Source organism: Halobacillus sp. K22, from assembly GCF_052246795.1.
Classification (GTDB): domain Bacteria; phylum Bacillota; class Bacilli; order Bacillales; family Halobacillaceae; genus Halobacillus.
The window spans coordinates 188,229-209,939 of the sequence record NZ_JBQQCN010000003.1 but is presented as its reverse complement, the minus strand read 5'-3'; the positions used below and the strand labels follow the sequence as shown (position 1 = coordinate 209,939).

The 21,711-nt window shown below is 42.1% G+C and carries 16 protein-coding genes; 6 read left to right on the top strand and 10 right to left on the bottom strand.

Going from position 1 to position 21,711, the window contains the following annotated elements:
* Window positions 1-125 precede the first annotated feature (125 nt).
* The 3 genes from ACTWPM_RS04075 (at window position 126) to ACTWPM_RS04065 (ending at window position 4,707) form a co-directional block, all read left to right on the top strand.
* Window positions 126-1,193 carry an FUSC family protein gene (locus tag ACTWPM_RS04075; RefSeq protein WP_443131789.1) on the top strand — a complete coding sequence of 356 codons (1,068 nt, stop codon included), beginning with the start codon at window positions 126-128 and terminating at the stop codon, window positions 1,191-1,193.
* A 49-nt stretch (window positions 1,194-1,242) separates the two neighbouring features.
* Window positions 1,243-2,784, top strand: a complete 1,542-nt coding sequence (locus tag ACTWPM_RS04070; protein WP_443131788.1) for a glycine betaine uptake BCCT transporter — start codon at window positions 1,243-1,245, stop codon at window positions 2,782-2,784.
* Between the two features lie 1,536 nt (window positions 2,785-4,320).
* On the top strand, window positions 4,321-4,707 hold the full coding sequence (locus tag ACTWPM_RS04065; RefSeq protein ID WP_443131787.1) for a hypothetical protein: 387 nt from the start codon (window positions 4,321-4,323) through the stop codon (window positions 4,705-4,707).
* A gap of 353 nt (window positions 4,708-5,060) precedes the next feature.
* On the opposite strand, the gene lpdA is transcribed toward ACTWPM_RS04065, so the two are convergent.
* From lpdA to ACTWPM_RS04040, 5 genes are all read right to left on the bottom strand, one after another.
* Window positions 5,061-6,470: a dihydrolipoyl dehydrogenase gene (gene lpdA / locus ACTWPM_RS04060; RefSeq protein WP_443131786.1), complete on the bottom strand. Its 1,410-nt coding sequence runs from the start codon at window positions 6,468-6,470 to the stop codon at window positions 5,061-5,063.
* 3 nt (window positions 6,471-6,473) lie between these two features.
* A complete protein-coding gene (locus ACTWPM_RS04055; protein ID WP_443131785.1) occupies window positions 6,474-7,790 on the bottom strand; it encodes a dihydrolipoamide acetyltransferase family protein in 1,317 nt (438 codons plus the stop codon).
* A gap of 27 nt (window positions 7,791-7,817) precedes the next feature.
* The gene (locus ACTWPM_RS04050) at window positions 7,818-8,795 is read right to left on the bottom strand and encodes an alpha-ketoacid dehydrogenase subunit beta (protein WP_443131784.1); all 978 of its coding nucleotides are present in this window, start codon (window positions 8,793-8,795) and stop codon (window positions 7,818-7,820) included.
* Window positions 8,796-8,798: 3 nt separating this feature from the next.
* Window positions 8,799-9,842: a pyruvate dehydrogenase (acetyl-transferring) E1 component subunit alpha gene (gene pdhA, locus ACTWPM_RS04045; RefSeq protein ID WP_443131859.1), complete on the bottom strand. Its 1,044-nt coding sequence runs from the start codon at window positions 9,840-9,842 to the stop codon at window positions 8,799-8,801.
* A gap of 469 nt (window positions 9,843-10,311) precedes the next feature.
* Window positions 10,312-10,995, bottom strand: coding sequence for a YkyA family protein (locus tag ACTWPM_RS04040; protein WP_443131783.1), 684 nt, complete (start codon window positions 10,993-10,995; stop codon window positions 10,312-10,314).
* Between the two features lie 191 nt (window positions 10,996-11,186).
* Between ACTWPM_RS04040 and def the strand changes: the two genes are divergently transcribed.
* A complete protein-coding gene (gene def, locus ACTWPM_RS04035; protein WP_443131782.1) occupies window positions 11,187-11,741 on the top strand; it encodes a peptide deformylase in 555 nt (184 codons plus the stop codon).
* Between the two features lie 676 nt (window positions 11,742-12,417).
* Here def and ACTWPM_RS04030 read toward each other — a convergent pair.
* Window positions 12,418-13,203, bottom strand: a complete 786-nt coding sequence (locus ACTWPM_RS04030; RefSeq protein ID WP_443131781.1) for a Cof-type HAD-IIB family hydrolase — start codon at window positions 13,201-13,203, stop codon at window positions 12,418-12,420.
* Between the two features lie 441 nt (window positions 13,204-13,644).
* On the opposite strand from ACTWPM_RS04030, the gene ACTWPM_RS04025 reads away from it, so the two are divergent.
* The gene (locus ACTWPM_RS04025) at window positions 13,645-13,854 is read left to right on the top strand and encodes a DNA-dependent RNA polymerase subunit epsilon (RefSeq protein ID WP_443131780.1); all 210 of its coding nucleotides are present in this window, start codon (window positions 13,645-13,647) and stop codon (window positions 13,852-13,854) included.
* A 3-nt stretch (window positions 13,855-13,857) separates the two neighbouring features.
* On the top strand, window positions 13,858-15,525 hold the full coding sequence (gene rnjA / locus ACTWPM_RS04020) for a ribonuclease J1 (RefSeq protein WP_014643044.1): 1,668 nt from the start codon (window positions 13,858-13,860) through the stop codon (window positions 15,523-15,525).
* A gap of 113 nt (window positions 15,526-15,638) precedes the next feature.
* Here the strand turns inward: rnjA and ACTWPM_RS04015 are convergent, their stop codons facing one another.
* The 4 genes from ACTWPM_RS04015 to ACTWPM_RS04000 form a co-directional block, all read right to left on the bottom strand.
* The gene (locus ACTWPM_RS04015; RefSeq protein ID WP_443131779.1) at window positions 15,639-17,357 is read right to left on the bottom strand and encodes a pyruvate oxidase; all 1,719 of its coding nucleotides are present in this window, start codon (window positions 17,355-17,357) and stop codon (window positions 15,639-15,641) included.
* A 1,054-nt stretch (window positions 17,358-18,411) separates the two neighbouring features.
* Window positions 18,412-19,077 (bottom strand): potassium channel family protein, encoded by a 666-nt coding sequence (locus tag ACTWPM_RS04010; protein WP_014643042.1) that lies wholly within the window; start codon window positions 19,075-19,077, stop codon window positions 18,412-18,414.
* Window positions 19,078-19,238: 161 nt separating this feature from the next.
* The gene (locus tag ACTWPM_RS04005) at window positions 19,239-20,252 is read right to left on the bottom strand and encodes a cytochrome d ubiquinol oxidase subunit II (RefSeq protein WP_443131778.1); all 1,014 of its coding nucleotides are present in this window, start codon (window positions 20,250-20,252) and stop codon (window positions 19,239-19,241) included.
* A gap of 3 nt (window positions 20,253-20,255) precedes the next feature.
* Window positions 20,256-21,611, bottom strand: a complete 1,356-nt coding sequence (locus tag ACTWPM_RS04000; protein WP_443131777.1) for a cytochrome ubiquinol oxidase subunit I — start codon at window positions 21,609-21,611, stop codon at window positions 20,256-20,258.
* Window positions 21,612-21,711 lie beyond the last annotated feature (100 nt).

Here is a 21,711-nt window from a genome sequence, read left to right as displayed (position 1 = left end):
TATGTATTTCCAACTACACTATTATATAAGAAGAATGTGGATTTCGGCTATCGTTATGTAGAAATTTAGGTTATAATATTTAATCGTTAACCTTTGGGCAGTTATTAAAAATTTAGGTGGTATGTATGTTTCAAAAATTGAAGCGTTTTAAAATTTTAGGTGGACGTACTTTAAAAACGGGGATTTCTGTATTTTTAACCGCACTAATTTGTGGTTTTTTTAATTTGCCTATAGTTTTTGCTGTCATAACAGCCATTGTTACAGTTGAGCATACGGCTGCTGATTCGATTAAAAAAGCGATGGTACGCTTTCCAGCCTCTGCTATCGGAGCATTGCTAGCAACCGTCTTTTACAGTTTCCTTGGCAAGGGAGCTTTAACCTTTGCTCTAGTGGCCATGCTGACAATTGCTGTCTGCCACAAATTAAAACTGGATGACGGGATTATTGTGGCCACTATTACAGCCACTGCTATGATCCCAGAATTTCAAGACCATCATATTGTTTCGTTTTTCAGTAGATTGGGTACTACTTCAATTGGCATAGTTATTTCGACTCTTGTAAACTTTTTCCTTTTACCACCTAATTATTCCCCCATGATTTACAAAAATATTAATGGTTTGTATAATCAGGCTGGTGTCATGCTCCAGCGCATAATATCAAGCATAACTGCAGATTCTAAAGAGAAAAACCGCGGGATTCAAAAATCCTATCGGCAGTTAACTGCCCATTTGGAAAGAACATATCAGCTGTCTCAATTTCAAAGAGAAGAGTGGAAATATCACAGACATACGAAAGAAGAAATGTTAGCTTTTCAATTTTCTCAGAAAAAGCTCAGAACTTTTCAGCAGATCGCCTACCATCTGGGTAACCTGCAGTATGTAAATACAAAAGCTGCGGATTTTACTGAGGCTGAAATCCAGTTGCTTGAAGGTCTGACTGAGAATTATGTTAAAGTACTGCAAGACCCCACCCATACTATTAGTGAAGATCAGTTTACAAGGGTCGAAAAGCTAGACCAAGTCTTTTGGAAATGGAAAGAAGAGCATGTGCAAAGGGACTCCAGGTACAGACACCATTTGCCGCAGCAAACTATTCTCATTTATGAACTTTTATGTTTTCATGATGTACTGGAAGAACTTCAAAACATGTCTCATAAGCAGCAAAAATTAGTCCAAGACTGCTATGGACAGTAACAATTTTTACTTGGAATTCTGGAAAATAAAGTAAGAAGGGATGATCAAAGTGAAACAGGTTTCAAAAGTATTCTACATTTCAGTAGTAGTAGCACTATTATTTATCGCTTGGGGAGTCATCCCTGAAAGCGTGCTGCCTACTTGGAATTTAAGTAACATAACATCTAATGTTCAAGGTTTCTTGACGGATAAGTTCGGCTGGTTCTATCTATTATCAGCTACCGGTTTCGTTATTTTCGCTATTTATTTAGTCTTTTCTAAATTTGGGAAGTTAAAACTAGGAAAGCCTGATGATGAACCGGAATACCCTTATATCACCTGGTTTGCAATGTTATTTAGTGCAGGCATGGGGATCGGGCTTGTATTTTGGGGAGCAGCTGAACCACTTTCCCACTTCCACACTCCGCCTATTGTTGGTCAGGAGCCCGCAACAGAAGAAGCCGCACAATCAGCTATGAAATACAGTTTCTTCCACTGGGGCTTACACCCTTGGGCTTTTTATTCTGTAATTGCTTTGGCACTTGCTTACTTCAAATTCAGAAAAGATGCGCCAGGCGTAATCAGTGCAACTTTAGTTCCTTTATTAGGGGAGAAACGAGTAAAAGGTCCACTTGGAACACTCATTGACTTTATTGCCGTATTTGCGACAATTTTTGGTGTAGCTACTTCCCTTGGACTTGGGGCACTGCAGATTTCAAGTGGACTTGCCTTTACTTTTGATGGTCTTCAAGATACATTCACTTTACAATTAATCATTATTCTCGCAGTAACCATACTGTTTATGGTCTCGGCGATGACCGGCTTAAATAAAGGAATTAAGTACTTGAGTAATACCAACATTGTACTGGCTCTACTACTTATGGTCTTTACACTGTTCGCCGGACCTACGAACTTTATTATGGATTTCTTCACGACTACGTTCGGTTCATACGTACGTGACCTTCCGTATATGAGCTTCCGTCTGACACCGTTCGCAGAAGATAGTACCTGGGTGAAAGACTGGACCATTTTCTACTGGGCTTGGTGGCTTTCCTGGGCTCCATTCGTAGGAACCTTCATTGCTCGTGTTTCTAAAGGACGTACAATCCGCGAATTTATTCTAGGTGTACTTCTAGTACCAACCTTCTTTGGTGCTCTCTGGTTCTCCGTATTTGGCGGTACGGCCATTTCTCTAGAATATTTCGATGGTGTTAACATCATTTCCGATGTAAATGAACTTGGTAACGAGGTTGCTCTATTCTCTATGCTTGAGCACATCCCTCTAGGCGGTGTGATGTCCATGATTGGTCTTCTATTAATTAGTACATTCTTTATAACGTCAGCTGACTCAGCTACTTTCGTTCTTGGAATGCAGACGACCAATGGCAGCTTAAACCCTAAAAATCAGGTGAAATTTACCTGGGGTGTTATTCAAGCCGGAGCAGCTGCCGTACTTCTGTGGCAGGGCGGATTAGGCGCCTTACAGACAGCAGCTATTATATCAGCTTTCCCTTTCACCATTATCATGATTTTGATCTGCTTCTCGCTATATAAGACGTTTAATGCAGATGCAAAAGAAGCTGGCCTTAAAAAGAAAAAAGCGTCTAGCTGAAGTTAAATTTCCCCCTCCTTTATAGGGGGTTGCCAGACCGTCGAGACTCTCTCGGCGGTCTTTTTTATATTGCTTTCTTATTCCCACTACTTTTAGTAATTTCAGCTAAATTGATAAAAACAGAATTGCTGGAGTATTTAAGCTAAAAAACCAATTACTTCATTTAGTCTCCAATACTTGCCTGAACATTACAGCTACTTTTCCATAAAAGGGTTATTCCGCTAAAGGGCCGGATAGTTGAAGACTCGATTTCGAGATAAATGGGTCCGTTAATCAAATGGTGAGAAGGGCTGGTGGGGAAATAACTCGTCTTGTTCCATCACCCAGACCCTCGAGACATAAGCCGTTCATCAACGGCTGGAAAAACCACCAGCCTTTTGATGCTCGGCTTATGCTGGTCGTGTCTTTCAGGGTGATTGCACGTTTGAACACTTTCCTATGGCCCTACATGACGTAGGGTCGATCGACGTTGCCACAGGACGTGGCGACCTTAGTCGATCCTCCTTTTACCATGAGCTTCCTCGCTCGTTTCACTCCCTGCGGGATCTCACCTAGTTCCTTCTCCCGTTCTTACACTCATGATCGACGGAGTCATAAGCAAATGCCTAAACGGCGTGGAGTGCTATCCAGCTCCAGCACCTAGCGGCTAGTGAGACTTCCCTCACTTCTGTACGATAAGGCAACATCGAATCGCTTTGCTCTTCGTGTTTTCTTTATTCCGCCAGCTCAGTCCAGTCCATACGCCGCTGACCAAGGTGCTTCCGCTTTCAACCTGGGAGTCTTGCCATTCCCCCACCAACCCAGCCACGGGAGAATAACGGACCCTTCCAAAAGAGATTGCTCTCCTTCTAAATAGGACCTAAACGCTTCTATGACAAGTTTTTCCACATCGTGCTAGCATGAAAATAAACGCTTTATCCTATGTATTTTTCCCAAGCAAACAGTGTGTTAAGTGGTTTCGAGTTGCTGTTTCGGCTAGGTCCGGAGGGGGACGATGTAGACTCCTGTGGGATAAACATGATCGGTGAGACCCCGGAAGTCGAAGACTGAGGAGGCTCAGCACAGAAGGGGAGGTTCGACTAAGAACGCCACGTCGTGTGGCAACGTCGAACGACCCTGCGTCGTGCAGGGCCGGAAAGCGAGTCGTCCCCCGCAGAACCTAATTCTAACAAAAAATCTCGAAACTGAGTCTTCAAGTAACGGGAGCTTTTCTGGAAATCAACACGGTAAGATTAAAAGAGTTATTTTAAAATAAAGCAACTCCCTATTACCAGCCGAAGGTGTTTCATTAAAGGTTTTTTCGTTTTTTATAACCTGTTGAGTGCTGGAATATGTAATAGTTAGTTATCTTTCAAGCACGATATCGGTCCGTTCTCCTCTTTTTCGTGTTACAAAATTGATTATTTATTAACATATCGATTAATGATAAAACACTCGGTTATCATTTCAATGACATATCCATTACAACGAATGATTTGTCCTTTTTGTTTGTTACACTTGCTCTGCAGCAGATAAGAAAGGAGTGCAGACAAGCAAATGACTTACAGTAGAATTACTTCATTATTACTTATCATTTTATTAGCAGGCTGCATTCCTCAAACTGACAATGTGGAAGTTTTACAAGCACATTCTGAATCCTACGCTGTTTATTTATATACGGAATTGGATGATGATTATCCATCAGAAGCCGATAATTATTTATCAGCTCTTCTTGATTGGAAAATGAAACATAATCATGAATCTCTTTTATTTGAGCAGTCAGAGGCTAACACAGGCCAGATTGATGTCAATAAGGACCAACTTCCCGCTCTAGTTGTAAAAAAAGATGGGAAGGTTGTAGAATTGATTTCAGGCGATTCAAGGTCTCAAGATATAATGAATAAATTAGAAAGTTCCATATCATTAAGTAATAAAAACTCCTAAACTAATGCGCTCAGGAGTTTTTATTTTACAATAGAGAGCACTTTGCCTAAAAGAATTCTACTCGTTCCTGCTCCACCTTCATAGTTTACAGTACATATACTAGTTCCTTACCTATTAAACCCTTTAAAATGCCACAACGTGCCTGGAGAATAAAGCATACCCCGCCTCCCTAACTTTTTCCCATCCTTGTCTCGGCAGTAATTTTTCGTATTTGCTTCCTAAGGTGTAAGAAGGTTCCCTGCTCTTTTCGGCGTTTCCTCACGTTCCCTGAATCATCTCTTTCCAAGCATTGGTTCGTAAAATTAATAACAAAAAAACTCCTGAACCGTGTGGTTCAGGAGTTTTTAATATCTTTATTTAGTGATGTGAATTGGGCTGCCCATAGCTACTTCAGCAGCTTCCATGGTAATCTCACCTAGAGTTGGGTGAGCATGAATAGTCAAGGCAAGATCTTCAGCAGTCATGCCTGCTTCAATAGCAAGACCTAGTTCAGAGATCATGTCACTTGCATTTGGTCCAGCGATTTGAGCACCAATTACTAAATTATCATCTTTACGAGTAATCAGTTTCAAGAACCCGTCACTATCATTAAGAGAAAGCGCGCGTCCGTTAGCGCCGAATGGGAACTTAGATGCTTTCACATCATATCCAGCTTCCTTGGCTTCATCTTCTGTATAACCGACAGAAGCAAGTTCAGGATCGGAGAACACTACAGCAGGGATGCCTAGATAATCAATTTCTGATTTCTCACCAGCAATAACTTCCGCTGCGATTTTACCTTCATATGAAGCTTTATGAGCAAGCGGAGGTCCATCAACGATGTCACCGATCGCATAAATGTTATCAAAGTTTGTGCGACATTGCTTATCAATTTGAATAACACCTTTATCGCTCATTTCAACGCCAAGTTCTTCCAGACCGATTTCGTCTGTATTCGGACGGCGTCCTACGGTTACAAGTACGTAATCAGCTTCGATGGTTTTCTCTTCACCTTTTACTTCATAGGTTACTTTTACGCCATCTTCTGTCTCTTCTACACCTTGTGCCATTGCATTAGTAACGATATCTACGCCTTTTTTCTTCAAGCGTTTCTTAACAAGAGAAGACATTTGCTTTTCAAAGCCGCCTAGAATGTCGTTTAAGCCTTCAAGGATTGTTACTTCCGTATCGAAGTTCGCATAGGCTGTACCAAGTTCTGTACCAATATAACCGCCGCCGATAACGACTAATTTTTTCGGTACTTCATCAAGAGCTAGTGCTCCAGTTGAGTCTATGACACGCTTGGAGAACTTGAAGTTAGGAAGTTCAATTGGACGGGAGCCAGTCGCGATAATGCAATTTTTAAACGTGTACGTCTGGGAGTTCTTATCATCCATAATGCGCACGGTATTTTTATCTACGAAATAGACTTCACCTTTTACGATATCGACTTTATTGTTTTTAAGCAGTCCTTCTACACCGCCAGTAAGCTTCTGAACGACTCCGCTCTTCCACTCTTGTACTTTGGAAAAGTCTACTGTTGTGTTTTCAGACTTAATGCCCATGTCTTCGGCACCTTTAGCATGTTCAAAGCGGTGACCCGCTTGAATAAGCGCTTTGGAAGGTACACAGCCTACGTTCAAGCAGACACCTCCAAGGTTACCTTTGTCTACGATTGTTACGTTCTGTCCAGTTTGAGCGGCACGGATGGCAGCTACATAGCCGCCAGGTCCCGCTCCAATGACTAACGTATCTAGTTCAATTGGAAAATCTCCTACTACCATACTTTACGCCTCCATCATAATTAGTTGTGGATCGTTCAGTAAACGCTTGATGTTATTCATTGCATGCTGAGCTGTTGCACCATCGATGATACGGTGGTCAAAGCTTAGGGAAATTGCAAGAACAGGAGCCACTACTACTTCGCCATCACGAACCATTGGTTTTTCAGCAATACGTCCAATTCCAAGAATAGCAACTTCTGGATGGTTAATTACTGGAGTAAACCATTGACCGCCGGCGGATCCGATATTTGTAATCGTTGTAGATGCGCCTTTCATTTCTTCAGATGTTAGTTTACCATCGCGGGCCTTGACTGCCAATTCGTTCACTTCACTTGAAATGGAGAAGATCGACTTACGGTCTGCATCTTTCACCACTGGTACAAGTAAGCCTTTGTCGGTGTCTGCCGCAATACCAATATTATAATAGTGTTTTTGAATAATTTCATCTTTATCGTCATCTAGTGACGTATTTAATACAGGATATTTCTTAAGAGTTGATACAAGCGCTTTTACTACATAAGGCAAGTAAGTCAGCTTAATATCCTGTTCAGCAGCCACTGCTTTGAACTTCTTACGGTGAGCGACAAGTTCCGTAACGTCTACTTCATCCATAAGGGTTACGTGAGGAGCTGTCTGTTTAGAGTTCACCATAGCTTTAGCAATAGCTTTACGCATACCGCTCATTTTCTCGCGAGTTTCAGGATACGCTTCTCCAGCTGCTGGAGCTGTCTGAGCCGCTGCTGCTGTTTCTTGCTCTTCTGCTTCTTCTGTTGACGTCGTATCTTGAGCTTCTGCTTGATCACCGCTCATGAAGCTTTCGACATCCTCTTTCAAGATACGGCCGTTTTTACCAGAGCCTTGTACTTTACGGATATCTACATCGTTGTCACGGGCAAATTTACGAACGGATGGCATAGCTACCACGCGCTTATCGTCATCTACGTCGCTGTCATCTTGAGCTGCTGGCTGTTCAGAAGCAGATTTTTCTTCTTGTTGCTCTGATTGTTTTTCTTCTTTCGGCTCTTCTTTAGTTTCCTCTGCGGAATCATCAGAAGAACCTTCATCAGAACCTGTGTCTTCGGAGCCGTCATCGATTGTAATAATGACCGTTCCTACTGTAGTTGTTTCGCCTTCATCGACATGGATTTCTTTTACTGTACCATCGACTTGAGACGGAATTTCAACAACTGCTTTATCGTTTTGCACTTCGCAAATGACGTCGTCTTCTTTAATTTCATCACCTGGTTTTACAAACCATTTGGCAATTTCACCTTCGTGGATACCTTCACCGATATCAGGCAGTTTAAATTCAAATGCCACGCTTACTACCTCCCATTTTTAAAATAATTAAAAGTTCATTACTTGGTTAACTTTTTCAACTACAGAATTGTAGTTTGGAAGCCAAACTTCCTCTGCTTGAGTGAATGCATAAACAGTATCTGGTGCATGAACACGCAGTACTGGAGCCTCAAGATGCAGAATAGCTTTTTCTTGAATTTCAGCAGCTACGCTTGCTGCAATACCTGCCTGCTTTTGTGCTTCCTGTACAACAACAGCACGGTTTGTTTTCTTAACAGATTCAAGAATGGTTTCGTAGTCAACTGGGCTGACTGTACGAAGGTCGATAACTTCAGCACTTACACCATTTTCTTCTAGTTCTTCAGCTGCTTTCAGGCAGGAGTGAACCATTGCACCATACGCTACTAGAGTAACATCGGTTCCTTCACGTTTAATATCTGCTTTATCAAGTTCAATCGTGTATTCCTCTTCTGGAACTTCGCCGCGGAAAGAGCGGTAGAGTTTCATATGCTCAAGGAAAAGGACCGGGTCATTATCACGAATAGAAGAAATTAATAGTCCTTTTGCATCGTAAGGGGTAGATGGAATAACCACACGTACACCAGGCTGCTGAGCCATTAGCCCCTCGAGACTGTCTGCGTGAAGTTCCGGTGTATGCACCCCGCCGCCGAAAGGTGAACGAATCGTAATCGGCATGGAGCGTGTGTTACCTGTACGATAACGGTAACGGGCCATTTGACCATTAATAGCGTCCATTGTTTCATAAACGAAACCGAAGAACTGAATTTCAGGTACTGGACGGAACCCAGTCAAAGCAAGTCCGATGGACATACCGCCAATTCCAGATTCAGCTAGTGGTGTATCGAATACGCGATCTTCACCGAATTCGTCTTGAAGACCTTCTGTCGCACGGAATACTCCGCCGTTTTGACCAACGTCTTCACCGTAAATCAGCACGTTTTCATCGTTTTTAAGCTCGGTATGCATCGCGTTTGTGATAGCTTGGATCATTGTCATTTGTGCCATGGTCTACTTCGACTCCTTTTCCTTATATTCTTCCAACTGTTCTTTTAAGTTAGGTGGAAGTTGTTCGTGCATGTTGCTGATCAGATCAGTAACTTTTTGTTTAGGTGTATTGTCTGCTTCTTTAACTGCAGCTTTGATTTCTTGTTTTGTTTTTTCAATTAATTCATTTTCTTCTTCTTCAGACCACAAGTCTTTACCTTCAAGATACTTACGGAAACGGACGATTGGGTCTTTCTTCTCCCATTCGCTGTCTTCCTCGTCTGTACGGTAACGTGTTGGGTCGTCACCAGCCATTGTGTGTGGGCCATAACGGTAAGTAAGAGTCTCAATCAATGTAGGACCTTCACCGTCAACTGCACGTTTACGAGCTTCTTTTGTAGCTGCATAAACAGCAAGTACGTCCATACCGTCTACTTGCATTCCTTCAATACCAGCTGCAACCGCTTTTTGCGCAATGGTTTGAGCTGCGGATTGCTTTTCAACTGGTACAGAGATCGCAAAGCGGTTATTCTGCACAACGAAAATCGCCTGTGCACCGAAGGCTCCGGCAAAGTTAATTCCTTCATAGAAGTCACCCTGGGATGCTCCGCCGTCGCCGGTATAAGTAATAGCCACTGCATCTTGGCCGCGCTTTTTAAAGCCTAGTCCAACACCAGCTGCTTGTGTAATTTGAGCACCGATAATGATTTGAGGACTTACTGCATTTACGCCTTCTGGCATTTGATTCCCTTTAAAGTGGCCGCGGGAGAATAGGAAAGCCTGGTATAACGGAAGGCCGTGCCAGATCAGCTGAGGCACATCACGATAGCCTGGAAGGATAAAATCTGCTTTCTCCAATGCATACTGGCTTCCAAGCTGAGAAGCTTCCTGTCCTGCTGTAGGAGCGTAGAAACCTAGACGTCCCTGACGGTTTAACGCAATGGAACGCTGATCCAGAATACGCGTATAAACCATACGCTTCATAATTTCTTTTAAATCTTCGTCTGACAAATCAGGCATTGCGTCTTCATTGACGATTTCGCCTTCTTCGTTCATGATTTGAAACATTTCGAACTGATTTTCGATGTTCTCAAGAGTACGTTTCAAAATCGTTCACCTCTTCCTTTCTTATTCTAAAAATAGATGATGTGAGTAGCTTTCCCAAATATGAAAAAAAACTGTACAGATTTGCTCTTTACGTATTACCCTGTACACAACTTCACTAATCATACGTAAGATCTCAGTAAAACTGTTACATTTTCCCTGGATTATTTAATGGTACAATGTAGCTCCACTTAGTAGTTTAGCTCAATTCGTCATCATTCGTCAATTACAACCTCACCTATAACCTATATATAGTTCTATGCCCTGCATAAAGGGTGGATAAAACGAGAAAAAAGTGAGAATTAACGTATCTACTGTACCATTGAAAAATTAAGCCTGTATTAATTTTAAGTTTTTTCTCTGTTTCATGCAAATAAAAAAACCGCCAGACGCTGACGGTTGATTAATATGTAAAACTTGCTTTTTGATTGAGCTATTCTTCAGACTTTTCACTTTCTTCATAAGATACATTGAGCTCAAGTGCTTCGTAAAGTTCTTTTTTCTGATTATTATACTGTTCTGTATATTGGTTGAACTCTTCGTTTGCCTCAATTACCTGATTATAGCTGTTATTAATACTTTCAATTTTTTTCTGCATGTCTTCTTCGGCTAACTCTTTGTTTTGAAGCATCTCATACAACTCACTATCAAGTTTTAAGGCTTCATTATAAGCATCGTATAATTTCTGATAGGCTTGATAACGGTTATCCATTGTCTCCACCAGCGCCTCGGCTTTTTCTTTCGCATCTGCCTGTTCTTCATCTAACTCATCGATAAGTGGTTTGATCTCATCGAATTCTTCCTTGGCGGCTTCAATACTTTCTTTTTCAGCTTCTAGCTTCTCCTGTCTTTCTTGTACAATTCCGGCTGCTTCCTTAGAGAGCGACTGAATTTTATCGAATTGATCCATATTCAAATCAATTATTTTCTCATAGAGCTCCTGCTCTTCGTTTTCCAACTTAACGAGAGGCTGCTGTTGTTCCCGGAATCCTTCCTCTTTCTTAACCGCTTCCTCAAGGTGATTATACACCTCTTCTTGAGCCGAAGGACCTGTACAAGCAGACATAATAAATACGGCTGCTGCCAATACCATAAACAAACGTAAACGCACGATCACTGTCTCCCCCTTTATGCAGACTGTCCAAAAACATGATTGTAATCTTGTGATATGTACAATAGTATAATAAATGAAATTAAATTGGAAGTGACTTTTTTCAAATGTTTCCAATAATCTTGGAGCAAAGACACAGGTCTGCTTCCCTATTTATATAAGATGATATAATGTTCAAGTGGGAAAGGATGTTTAGTATGATAACTATGGAAGATATTGTCCGTGAAGGGCACCCTGCCCTCCGGAAAGTGACAGAGGAAGTAGCGCTCCCTCCTTCTGAAGAAGACAATGAAACATTGGAATCTATGCTTCAGTATTTGAAAAATAGTCAAGATGAACAAGTGTGTGATCGATATGGTCTGCGTCCAGGCGTTGGGCTAGCTGCGCCGCAGATAAACGTAAACAAGCGAATGCTTGCTGTGCATTTTATTGATTTGAAAGATAAACTTTACAGCTACGGACTATTTAACCCGCGTATTGTAAGCCATTCGGTGGAACGTACCTACCTTTCGACTGGAGAAGGATGCTTATCTGTGGACCGTGAAGTACCTGGTTATGTGCCAAGGTATCGCCGGATCACGGTAAAAGCTACAGACCTTGAAGGCACGGAGGTAAAATTACGGCTTAAAGATTATGCAGCCATTGTGTTTCAACATGAAATTGATCATCTTCATGGCATTATGTTTTATGACCATATCGACCCGGATGATCCATTCAAAGAACCCGAAAATGCTGTACCCGCTGATCGATAAAATAAAAAAGCCTGCCAGGAGTCCGGCAGGCTTTTTTTAATGGTTTTATCAGAGAACATAATCCTAACGTTCAAACGTTATTAGTGTTATTCAAAACAGGTTTATTCAACAATAGGGCCGTTTAGTTGAAGACTCAGTTTCGAGATATTTTGTAGAGATAGGGGCTCCAGGGAACGACTCGCTTTCCGCTGGCATGTGGTGAGCTTCCTCAGGCTTCGCCTTCCGGGATCTCACCGATCATGTTCATCCCGCAGGAGTCTTCGCCGTTCCCTTCCGCCCCTTTGCGATCATGGAGAGCTCAAAAGTCTTTGCATAAACACCTTCCCATGAACAAGAATCCTCTATATTCCCTTTGATTTTTACTGGTTGTTTACGTGTAGGAACCCTGTTATAGAAGCATTTGAGGCAGATACAGCTTGGCTCCTGTCTTCTATAGCAGGGGCCGTTCACTAGATATCGTTGGGGTGGCGGAGGAAACGACGAGACTCCCGCGGGAGAAGGAGCGAGGCGAGACCCCACAGGGAGTGTTAACGACTGAGGAGGCTTGCCAGTTCCCCCGCAGGAAAGCGAGTTGTTTCCGTAGCCGCCCCACCCTTTTCTTGGCAATGGACCCGAGTTATCTCGAAACTGAGTCTTACAGAAACGGGAGCTTTAGTTTATTATCAATACTTCCTATTCAGGTGCGGGTATTTATTAGTCCCAAGTCGTAGATGGCTTTTACTAGTCCACCTTCATTTACATCCGTGGTAACCATATCACTTACCTGCTTAGCTTCAGGAACAGCATTTCCCATGGCTACTCCTGTACCTGTTTCCCGCAGCATTTCAATATCATTCAACCCGTCCCCAAATGAAAACGAATCCTCAATTCGAAGACCAGCTGCTTCAATCATTTTTTTAATCCCCTCGGCTTTTGACCCTCCTCCTGGTAAAACATCACAGGAGTAAGGATGCCAACGGATGTAATCAAACGCTTTATGGACATCTCGATAATCATCAATTTCCCCTCCCTGGCAAAACAGTAGGGATTGAAAGATTTCCCGGCCTTTATAGAAAGAATCATCTACTTGAGGGTAATCGAAAAAAAGAGAACCCAGGCTTTTTTCAATATGTGTATGGTCCGATTCGGAAGCTCTCATCGTTTCATGATTCATAAACACCATAGGATGGTCATTTTCCTGAGCGTGTTCATATAATTCTTCTAAATAATTTTCTGGAAGAGGATTCTTATACACCACTTCCCCTTCAAAAATAACGTACTGACCATTAAAGCTTACAAAGGAATCGATTCCAAGTTCTTCCCTTATTTCTTCATACATAAATGGTGCACGTCCTGTAGCAATGGCACAGTACACGCCAGAATTTTGCAGCTGTTTAATAGCTTCTTTCGTTTCTTCTGGCAATTGTTTTTGATGATTTAGTAATGTGCCGTCGATATCGAAAAAGGCGATTTTCTTGTCCATAAAAGTTCCTCCATCTCTGTTTTTCATAACTATTTGGATATCCTATCATAATTAAGTAAATTGTTTGGCTATACTGTAGCACGAGAGGATAAATTTGAGAAGAAAAACAAACCATAATAACAAATTCTACTATGTAAATGTTTCATTCTTTATCAAACCGTATTATACTAGTAGTAACAGGGATTGGGCGGTTAGCGTTTTAGTGCTTTTTTCATCAGTGAAAGGGGATGGATTCACCATGATGAAGCGATTGTTAAAAAAGCTGAAAAAACGTTGGAAAAAATTGATGGAACGTAAGACATATGCTTAGAGAGCTCACTGGCCGGATGGCTCTACAGCTAGTTCAACTACCGTTATCATTACCATACGATAATTAAACGTGCTATTATTAATGACAGGACAAGAATGTGGAAATTATATCTAGTTAGGAGCGATAAAGTAATGATATACAAAGTACTATATCAGGAACTGGCGAAAGAAGTTCCTGTCCGTGAACGTACACAAGCCATGTACGTAGAAGCGGAAACCGAAAGAAGAGTTCGTGAAAAATTGGCTAATAAAGGATTTAACATCGAATATATCCAGGTGCTTAATGAGGATCACCTGGCTTATGAGCAACAATCCGAAGATTATAAAGTGGAGAATCTGTAACGCATGAAATTTGTTAAAAACGACCAAACAGCTGTATTCGCCCTTGGCGGCCTCGGCGAAATTGGAAAAAACACATACGGCGTTCAGTTTCAAGACGAAATCATCCTCATTGATGCAGGTATTAAATTCCCTGAAGATGAACTTCTGGGAATTGACTATGTTATTCCTGACTATACCTATTTAGTTCAAAATCAGGATAAAATTAAAGGACTTTTTATCACGCATGGTCACGAAGACCATATTGGCGGGATCCCTTATTTATTACGTGAAATCAATATTCCTATATATGCTGGTAAACTAGCTGCAGGCTTACTTCGTAATAAGCTTGATGAGCACGGTTTGCTTCGTAACACGAAGATGCATACCATTCAGGAAGACGACGTAATTAAATTCCGTAAAACATCTGTATCCTTTTTCCGTACCACTCACAGCATTCCGGATTCTTACGGAATCGTTGTGAAAACACCTCCGGGTAACATTGTTCATACCGGAGACTTTAAATTTGATTTCACCCCTGTCGGAGAACCTGCCAATTTAGCTCGTATGGCTGAGATTGGAAAAGAAGGAGTTCTCGCCCTGTTATCAGATAGTACGAATAGTGAAGTACCTGGCTTTACCAAGTCAGAACGTGTAGTTGGACAAAGCATTGATGATATATTCACTCGCGTAGACGGACGTTTGATATTCGCAACCTTTGCCTCAAACATCCACCGATTACAGCAAGTTGTTGAATCGGCGGTTAAAAACGGCAGAAAAGTTGCTGTTTTCGGACGCAGTATGGAATCGTCCATTCGTATCGGACAGGAGCTCGGTTATATCCGCGCACCTAAAGATACGTTCATTGATGCGCAGCAAATCAACCGTCTTCCGGCCAACGAAGTGGTTATCCTGTGTACCGGTTCTCAAGGTGAACCAATGGCAGCTCTATCCCGCATTGCCAATGGAACTCACCGTCAAATTCAAATTATGCCTGGCGACACCGTCGTGTTTTCCTCTTCCCCAATCCCTGGTAACACGATCAGTGTCAGCCGCACGATTAATAAATTATATCGTGCAGGAGCCGAAGTCATCCACGGCCCATTGAATGACATTCATACCTCCGGTCACGGCAGCCGTGAAGAAATGAAGCTGATGCTTCGTCTGATTCAGCCTCGCTTCTTCATGCCGATCCACGGTGAGTACCGTATGCTGAAAGAACATGCGAAGTTAAGTCACGATTGTGATCTAGCTCCTGAAGATTGCTTTGTAATGGATAACGGTGATGTTTTAGCTCTTGGTAAAGATGAAGCCATGGTTGCCGGTAAAATTCCATCCGGCTCCGTCTATGTAGATGGAAGCGGAATTGGTGACATTGGTAACATCGTACTGAGAGATAGACGTATTCTTTCTGAAGAAGGTCTTGTTATCGTTGTAGTAAGTATTAACATGAAAGAGTTCAAGATCGCTTCAGGTCCAGACATCATCTCTCGCGGATTCGTCTATATGAGAGAATCGGAAGACTTGATTAAAGAAGCGCAGAAGCTTGTAAACAATCATGTTGAAAAAGTTATGGAACGCCGTACCACGCAGTGGTCTGAAATTAAAAATGAGATTACAGATACCATTGCACCGTTCTTATTTGAAAAAACAAAACGACGTCCAATGATCCTTCCGATCATTATGGAAGTTTAAGACATGGAAAAACCCCCGCTGAATTTAATTCAGCGGGGGTTTTTTTATAAGGAGTTCGCTTAAATCGTAACCTCGTAAAGGCACCAAGCTACGGCTGTAAAAGCATTATAAATTTATAATCGTTTTAAAGCTTTTTTCAAATCTGGGAGCTCTAAAGATCCATTTTCAAAAAAGTTCTTAACAATATATTGGGAGTAGTTAACAGCCGACTGATAGTCGATGTGCCCTGGCAGCGGAGCCATGTCTTCAATGGCTACATCGATAATTACCGGTTGGTTGGATACGAAAGCCTGCTTCATTTTTGGTCCCAGCTCTTCATAGCTTTCAATTCGATACCCTTGCCCTCCGCAGGACTCAGCGAATTTCGCGAAATTCATCTCACCTAAATTGGTGGCATGATTGGCATGGCCCATTTGAGCTTGTTCATATTTGATTAAGCCGATTTTGCTGTTGTTTAACACAATAATTTTTATAGGGAGATTATATTTAACGGCTGTAACAAAGTCATGCATACCCATGGAAAATCCGCCGTCGCCTACAATGCCGATTACTTGTTTCTCTGGATAGGCAATTTGAGCTGCAATCGCACCCGGCAGCCCACTTCCCATGGTTGCAAGCCATCCAGAAATAACAAACTTCTGATCGACAAACGATAAGAACCGTGAAATCCAAACTGTCACATTCCCTACATCTCCTGAGATGACCGCTCCGGACTCCATGTGCTTTTCAAGTTCGTACATAACCTGAGGTGCATGTAATGGATTCTCTTCCGAACGCTTCTCCTCTTGAAGCGCAATATGCCAGTTCTTCATTTTTTCCTGATATTTTTCCAGGAAAGGACGTTCTTCTATGGTGGTTATCCCTTTAGCCAGAGCCTCCATCGTTTCTTTCGCATCCCCTGCTAAACCTAGTTTAATTGGATAATATTTGCCGAGGTGCTCCGTTTTATTATCAATTTGAATAGCATCTACTTGATCGGGAAGAAAATCGCGATAAGGGAACTGAGTTCCTATGAGAATAAGAAGATCTGTTTCTTTCATGGCATGATAAGCCGGCTTCGTACCAATTTGTCCAGTATGCCCGAGGCAGTATGGATGGTGATCTGGTAATAGCCCTTTGGCAAGAAGACTCAAAATTACAGGAGCTTTAATGGTTTCAGCAAAAGCCATTAATTCTTCTCTTGCATTGGCTGCTCCTTTACCTGCTAAAATAACCGGTCTTTCTGCTTGCTCAATTAATTTCTTTGCTTCCAGCATATGATCTTGTTTTGGCATCATTTCAGGCTGAAATATATTACTTGATCTTAAGCGTACGTCATCCGTTTGTTTAGCTGCAAAAAGATTATCCGGGACAATCAGCACAGAAACACCTTTTTTTGCGTAAGCTTCTCTTACGGCCTGATCCATGAGGTCCGGCAGCTGTTCTTGAGAGGCAGCCCTTTTATTGAAGACGGCTACATCATCAAACATGCGCTCCAGGTTTTGCTCCTGAAAGGCCCCGGTTCCCACTTCATCGCTATGAACATGGCCTACAATAGCCAGAACAGGCGCCTGGTCGGCTTTGGCATCATAGAGACCGTTCAATAGATGAATAGCCCCTGGACCAGTGATGGATAGTGCAACTCCTAATTTTCCGGTAAGTTTCGCATAAGCTGCTGCTGCGAGCGCCCCTGTCTCTTCATGTCTTACCTGAATAAATGAAAGTTCCTCTTCTCTTTTTCTTATATCATCAATAAACTCATTAATGGAATCTCCCGGCATTCCGTATATATGATGGACTCCCCAATCAATTAATTGCTGGGTTAATAGCTCTCCTGTACGTTGATCGAACATAAGTATCATCCTTCCTAAGTTTCCTAGTGCGATGAATATCGTCTATAGCATCCTATATTTCCCTTTTACTTAAGAAGTAAACTAACCAGAAAAAATAAATATTTTTAGCTCCTTTTCATGCCATTTATTGTAAATGGTTTCAAGGTTTCATTGAAACTACCTTCACAGGAAGAGATATTTAGTTGCTATTAAAAAATGAATATGAAGAAATAACTTTCTTTGACTAATTCATTCTGTTAAATCATTTTTCTGACTTTCATAAGAAGCTTATTTAAGTATCGGGCCGTGTACTATAAGACTCAGTTTCGAGATATTGTGTGGAGAAAGGTGCTCCAGGGAACGACTCGCTTTCCGCGGGCGTTTGTTGAGCCTCCTCGAGCTAAAGCTCTCCGGGGTCTCACCTAAACAGCTTATCCCGCAGGAGTCTTCGCCGTTCCCTTCCGCCCCTTTGCGATCATTGAGAGCTCGAAATTTTTCTGCATAAACGCCATTCAATGAACAAGGATCATCTATGATCTACACTGATCTTTACGTGTGGTTAATTGTAGAAACCCTGTTATATAAGCATTTGAGGCAAATAGAGCATGCCTTCTTTCTCCTATATCAGGGTCCGTTTATCTCGAAATCGCTGGGTTGGGTGGAAATAGCGAGACTCCCATGGGAGAAGGAACTAGGTGAGATCCCGCAGGGAGTGAAACGAGCGAGGAAGCTCACCGTTCCCCCATAGGAAAGTGTTCAAATGTGCAATCACCCCGAAAGACACGAACAGCATAAGCCGAGCATCAAAAGAATGGTGTTTTTCCAGCCGTTGATGAACGGCTTATGTCTCGAGTGTCTGGGTGATGGAACAAGACGAGTTATTTCCCCACCAGCCCTCTCCTCATATTGTAACGGACCCCATTTATCTCGAAACTGAGTCTTCCACAAACGGAAGCTTATCTTTAATAATCAACACGAAGATTTAACTAAGCCCATTAATGAAAAGCTTCATGATAGTGTCACGATCCAAACTAAAAAAACCCTGCCAACTGGGCAGGGTTTCTAATGGCTATGATTAGTCCTCGACTACGAGATTCTTTTCGAAACGACTAATATCTTTATCCGCTCCAATGACAATCAATACATCATTTTCGCGAATTTCTTCTGTAGCCATTGGGGAAACAATGACATCTTTCTTTCTTTTAATAGCAACAACGTTACACCCGTATTCAGCACGAATATCAAGATCCACAAGGGTACGTCCGCTCATTTTGCTTCCTGCTTTAACCTCTACGACACTGTGGTCATCGGAGAGTTCAATGTAATCAAGTATGTTATTGGAAATGATATTATGAGCGATACGTTTACCCATATCACGCTCAGGGTGAACGACGTGATCAGCCCCGATTTTAGCCAATACCTTTTCATGATAATCATTCTGAGCTTTAACAGTGATCGTTTTGATGCCTAATTCCTTCAGCATTAATGTCGTGAGAATGCTCGCTTGTATATTATCTCCTATCGCCACAATGACGTGATCAATATTACGCAGGCCAAGTTCTCGCAGCACGTTTTCATCTGTAGAATCAGCGATTACAGCATGAGCCGCTATATCTCTATATTCGTTCACTTTATCTTCATCAAGGTCCAGAGCTAATACTTCCATTCCCTCACGGCTTAGCTCACGGCAGATACTGCCGCCGAACCGCCCAAGACCTATCACGGCAAATTCTTTTTTCATGGCGCGTCCTCCATCTTTTCAGTAAAAATCTAACGTTATTCTATCACATTATACGCTTCTGCACATCATAAAGTAAAAATGTGTCAAAATCCATCAAAATACAATTAAAAAAAACTTGCAGAGAACCAGGCAGGTCCTCTGCAAGCTGCATGAACAACTTTTTACTTCTTACCTTTGACATAATCCGCATCAAATAGGAACATCCGCATCAGCATGATAAGGGATGGAATGAGTAAAAATAATCCGGCTATAAACACGACAATTAAGGCTACCGCCATAGCTTCACTTGTCACTCCGCCAGACAGTGTTACGTACGGGTAAAGGAGATAAGGAAGATGGGAGACTCCGTACCCGAAAAAGGCTACAAAGAATTGAAGCATAACGGCGATGAACGCCCATCCATAATATTTCCCTTGATAGATTAGGAAGACTGCAGCCATAAAGAAAGCTACCGAAATTCCAAAAACCCACCACAGATCGATCGCCCGCTGGAAGTGTTCTGGGTTTTGCTGACTGAGTGCGATAAACGTGGTCAGGCTGGCAATAATGGTTGGCGAACTCCAGAACAATGCATACTTCCTAACTAAATCAAGAGCAGGCTCGTCCCCGGCACGCTTTGCATAATAGGCTAGGAACATGGAACTGATATACAGAACAGAGACGATGGCTAGGAAAACGACACTCCAGGAATAAGGACTGGAAAACAGCTCTCCGTACATCAGCTGCACCCCGTTTTCCGTTTCTTTAATATAACCACCTTCCGATATGGTGAGGGCCGTCGATAGAGCAGCGGGTATCAACAGGCCTGTGGCTCCATACAAAAACATGTACAGATGATTCTCTTTTGAACCATAGTTTTCAAAGGCATAAAACGAGCCTCGAATAGCAAGCAGGACAATCGCAATACTTCCCGGGATTAATAAGGATTGGCCAAAGTAATAAGCCATATCCGGGAAAAATCCAATCAATCCAACAAAGAAAAACACGAAAAATACATTGGTTACCTCCCAGACAGGGGATAGGTAACGAGAAATCAGTTTATTAATGATGTGATCTTTTTTTGTAACTTTAGCAAAATAAGCAAAGAACCCGGCACCGAAGTCAATCGATGCCACAATCAGGTAGCCATATAGAAACAGCCAAAGTACAGAAATACCAACTAATTCGTAACTCATGAGTTAGTTACCCTCCTTTGCAGCGGCTACTTCAGGATAACGATGTTCAAGCTCATGTTCAGCCGGGTTTCCTTTAAATATCTTACGAAGCGCAATCACACAGCCGATCGAGAGTACAGTGTATAAGCCGATGAACAGAATAAGCATCCATCCGACATATGGAGAAGTTGTTGCCCCTTCAGAGACAGTCATAAATCCTCTCAGAATCCATGGCTGACGTCCAAGTTCAGCGAATACCCAGCCAAATTCGATCGCGGCCATGGACAGTGGTCCCAGCGATGCAATCCCCCATAAGAGCAGCGGATGATATTCGTTCCACTTCTTCACCTTCCAGAAAACCAGGTACATAAGGGAAATTCCAAGAGTGAAGAAACCGATTGATACCATCAAGTCAAACATATAGTGAATCCAAAGCGGCGGCTCTTCGTCATCTGGAATTTGGTCCAGTCCGGTGACCTCTGCATTAAAATCACCGTGTGCTAAAAAGCTTAGGGCATTTGGAATTCGAATCGCATTCTCTACTTCCTGATTTTCATTTAATGTCCCAAAGACCACTAAGTCTGCTCCTTCTTCCGTTTCAAAATGCCATTCTCCAGCTGCTAGTTTTTCCGGCTGCTCTTCAGCAAGAAACTTGGCAGATAAGTCACCTGCAATAGCCGTAGCTATGGCAAAAATAAACACAGAAACCACCGTAAGCTTTAGCGCCTTCATGTGGTAGAGGGTATTTTTCTTTTTCAATAGATAAATGGCAGCAATAGTTGCCAGGACAGCTGCTGCGGTTAAATAAGATGTAGAAACGACGTGAAAAACCTTCGTAGGCGTCGCTGGGTTGAACATTGCAGCTAACGGTTGAATAGAAGTGACTGTATCTCCTTCAAGTTCAAACCCTTGCGGAGTGTTTAAAAAACCGTTAACCGAAGTGATGAAGAAAGCTGATAATGTAGAACCGATCACTACAGGAATAGATAACAGCCAGTGATACATAGGATTTTTAAAACGGTCCCATGTATAAAGATAGATCCCCAAAAATATCGCTTCAAAGAAGAAAGCGAAAGTTTCCATAAATAAAGGTAAAGCGATTACCTTACCTGCCAGCTGCATAAAACTCGGCCATAACAAGGAGAGCTGCAATCCAATTGCGGTTCCTGTCACAACCCCTACGGCCACTGTTATGGTAAATCCTCTTGTCCAGCGTCTTGCAAGCAGCGTATAGTGAGGATCTTTCTTTTTAATTCCTATAAATTCTGCTATGGATATCATGACGGGAATACCTACTCCAAGCGTCGCAAAAATCGCGTGATACCCGAGAGTAAGTGCAGTCAGCATACGGCTTAGTGTTGCACTATCTAAATCAAACATCTTCCCTTCCCCCTCTTACTGCTAGTCAATCTTATGTTTTCAGACAATCTATTCCTAGTATAATAGGTGAAAACGGTTTAGGCATAATAGGTATTTGACT

Excerpts from the sequence above, each read along its gene's own strand:
- ACTWPM_RS04010 (WP_014643042.1), bottom strand. The coding sequence starts at position 19,077 with ATGAAAAAAGAATTTGCCGTGATAGGTCTTGGGCGGTTCGGCGGCAGT.
- pdhA (WP_443131859.1), bottom strand. The coding sequence starts at position 9,842 with ATGTTTCAAATCATGAACGAAGAAGGCGAAATCGTCAATGAAGACGCA.
- lpdA (WP_443131786.1), bottom strand. The coding sequence starts at position 6,470 with ATGGTAGTAGGAGATTTTCCAATTGAACTAGATACGTTAGTCATTGGA.
- ACTWPM_RS04030 (WP_443131781.1), bottom strand. The coding sequence starts at position 13,203 with ATGGACAAGAAAATCGCCTTTTTCGATATCGACGGCACATTACTAAAT.
- ACTWPM_RS04025 (WP_443131780.1), top strand. The coding sequence starts at position 13,645 with ATGATATACAAAGTACTATATCAGGAACTGGCGAAAGAAGTTCCTGTC.
- ACTWPM_RS04000 (WP_443131777.1), bottom strand. The coding sequence starts at position 21,611 with ATGTTTGATTTAGATAGTGCAACACTAAGCCGTATGCTGACTGCACTT.
- def (WP_443131782.1), top strand. The coding sequence starts at position 11,187 with ATGATAACTATGGAAGATATTGTCCGTGAAGGGCACCCTGCCCTCCGG.
- ACTWPM_RS04065 (WP_443131787.1), top strand. The coding sequence starts at position 4,321 with ATGACTTACAGTAGAATTACTTCATTATTACTTATCATTTTATTAGCA.
- ACTWPM_RS04015 (WP_443131779.1), bottom strand. The coding sequence starts at position 17,357 with ATGTTCGATCAACGTACAGGAGAGCTATTAACCCAGCAATTAATTGAT.
- ACTWPM_RS04005 (WP_443131778.1), bottom strand. The coding sequence starts at position 20,252 with ATGAGTTACGAATTAGTTGGTATTTCTGTACTTTGGCTGTTTCTATAT.
- ACTWPM_RS04075 (WP_443131789.1), top strand. The coding sequence starts at position 126 with ATGTTTCAAAAATTGAAGCGTTTTAAAATTTTAGGTGGACGTACTTTA.
- rnjA (WP_014643044.1), top strand. The coding sequence starts at position 13,858 with ATGAAATTTGTTAAAAACGACCAAACAGCTGTATTCGCCCTTGGCGGC.
- ACTWPM_RS04050 (WP_443131784.1), bottom strand. The coding sequence starts at position 8,795 with ATGGCACAAATGACAATGATCCAAGCTATCACAAACGCGATGCATACC.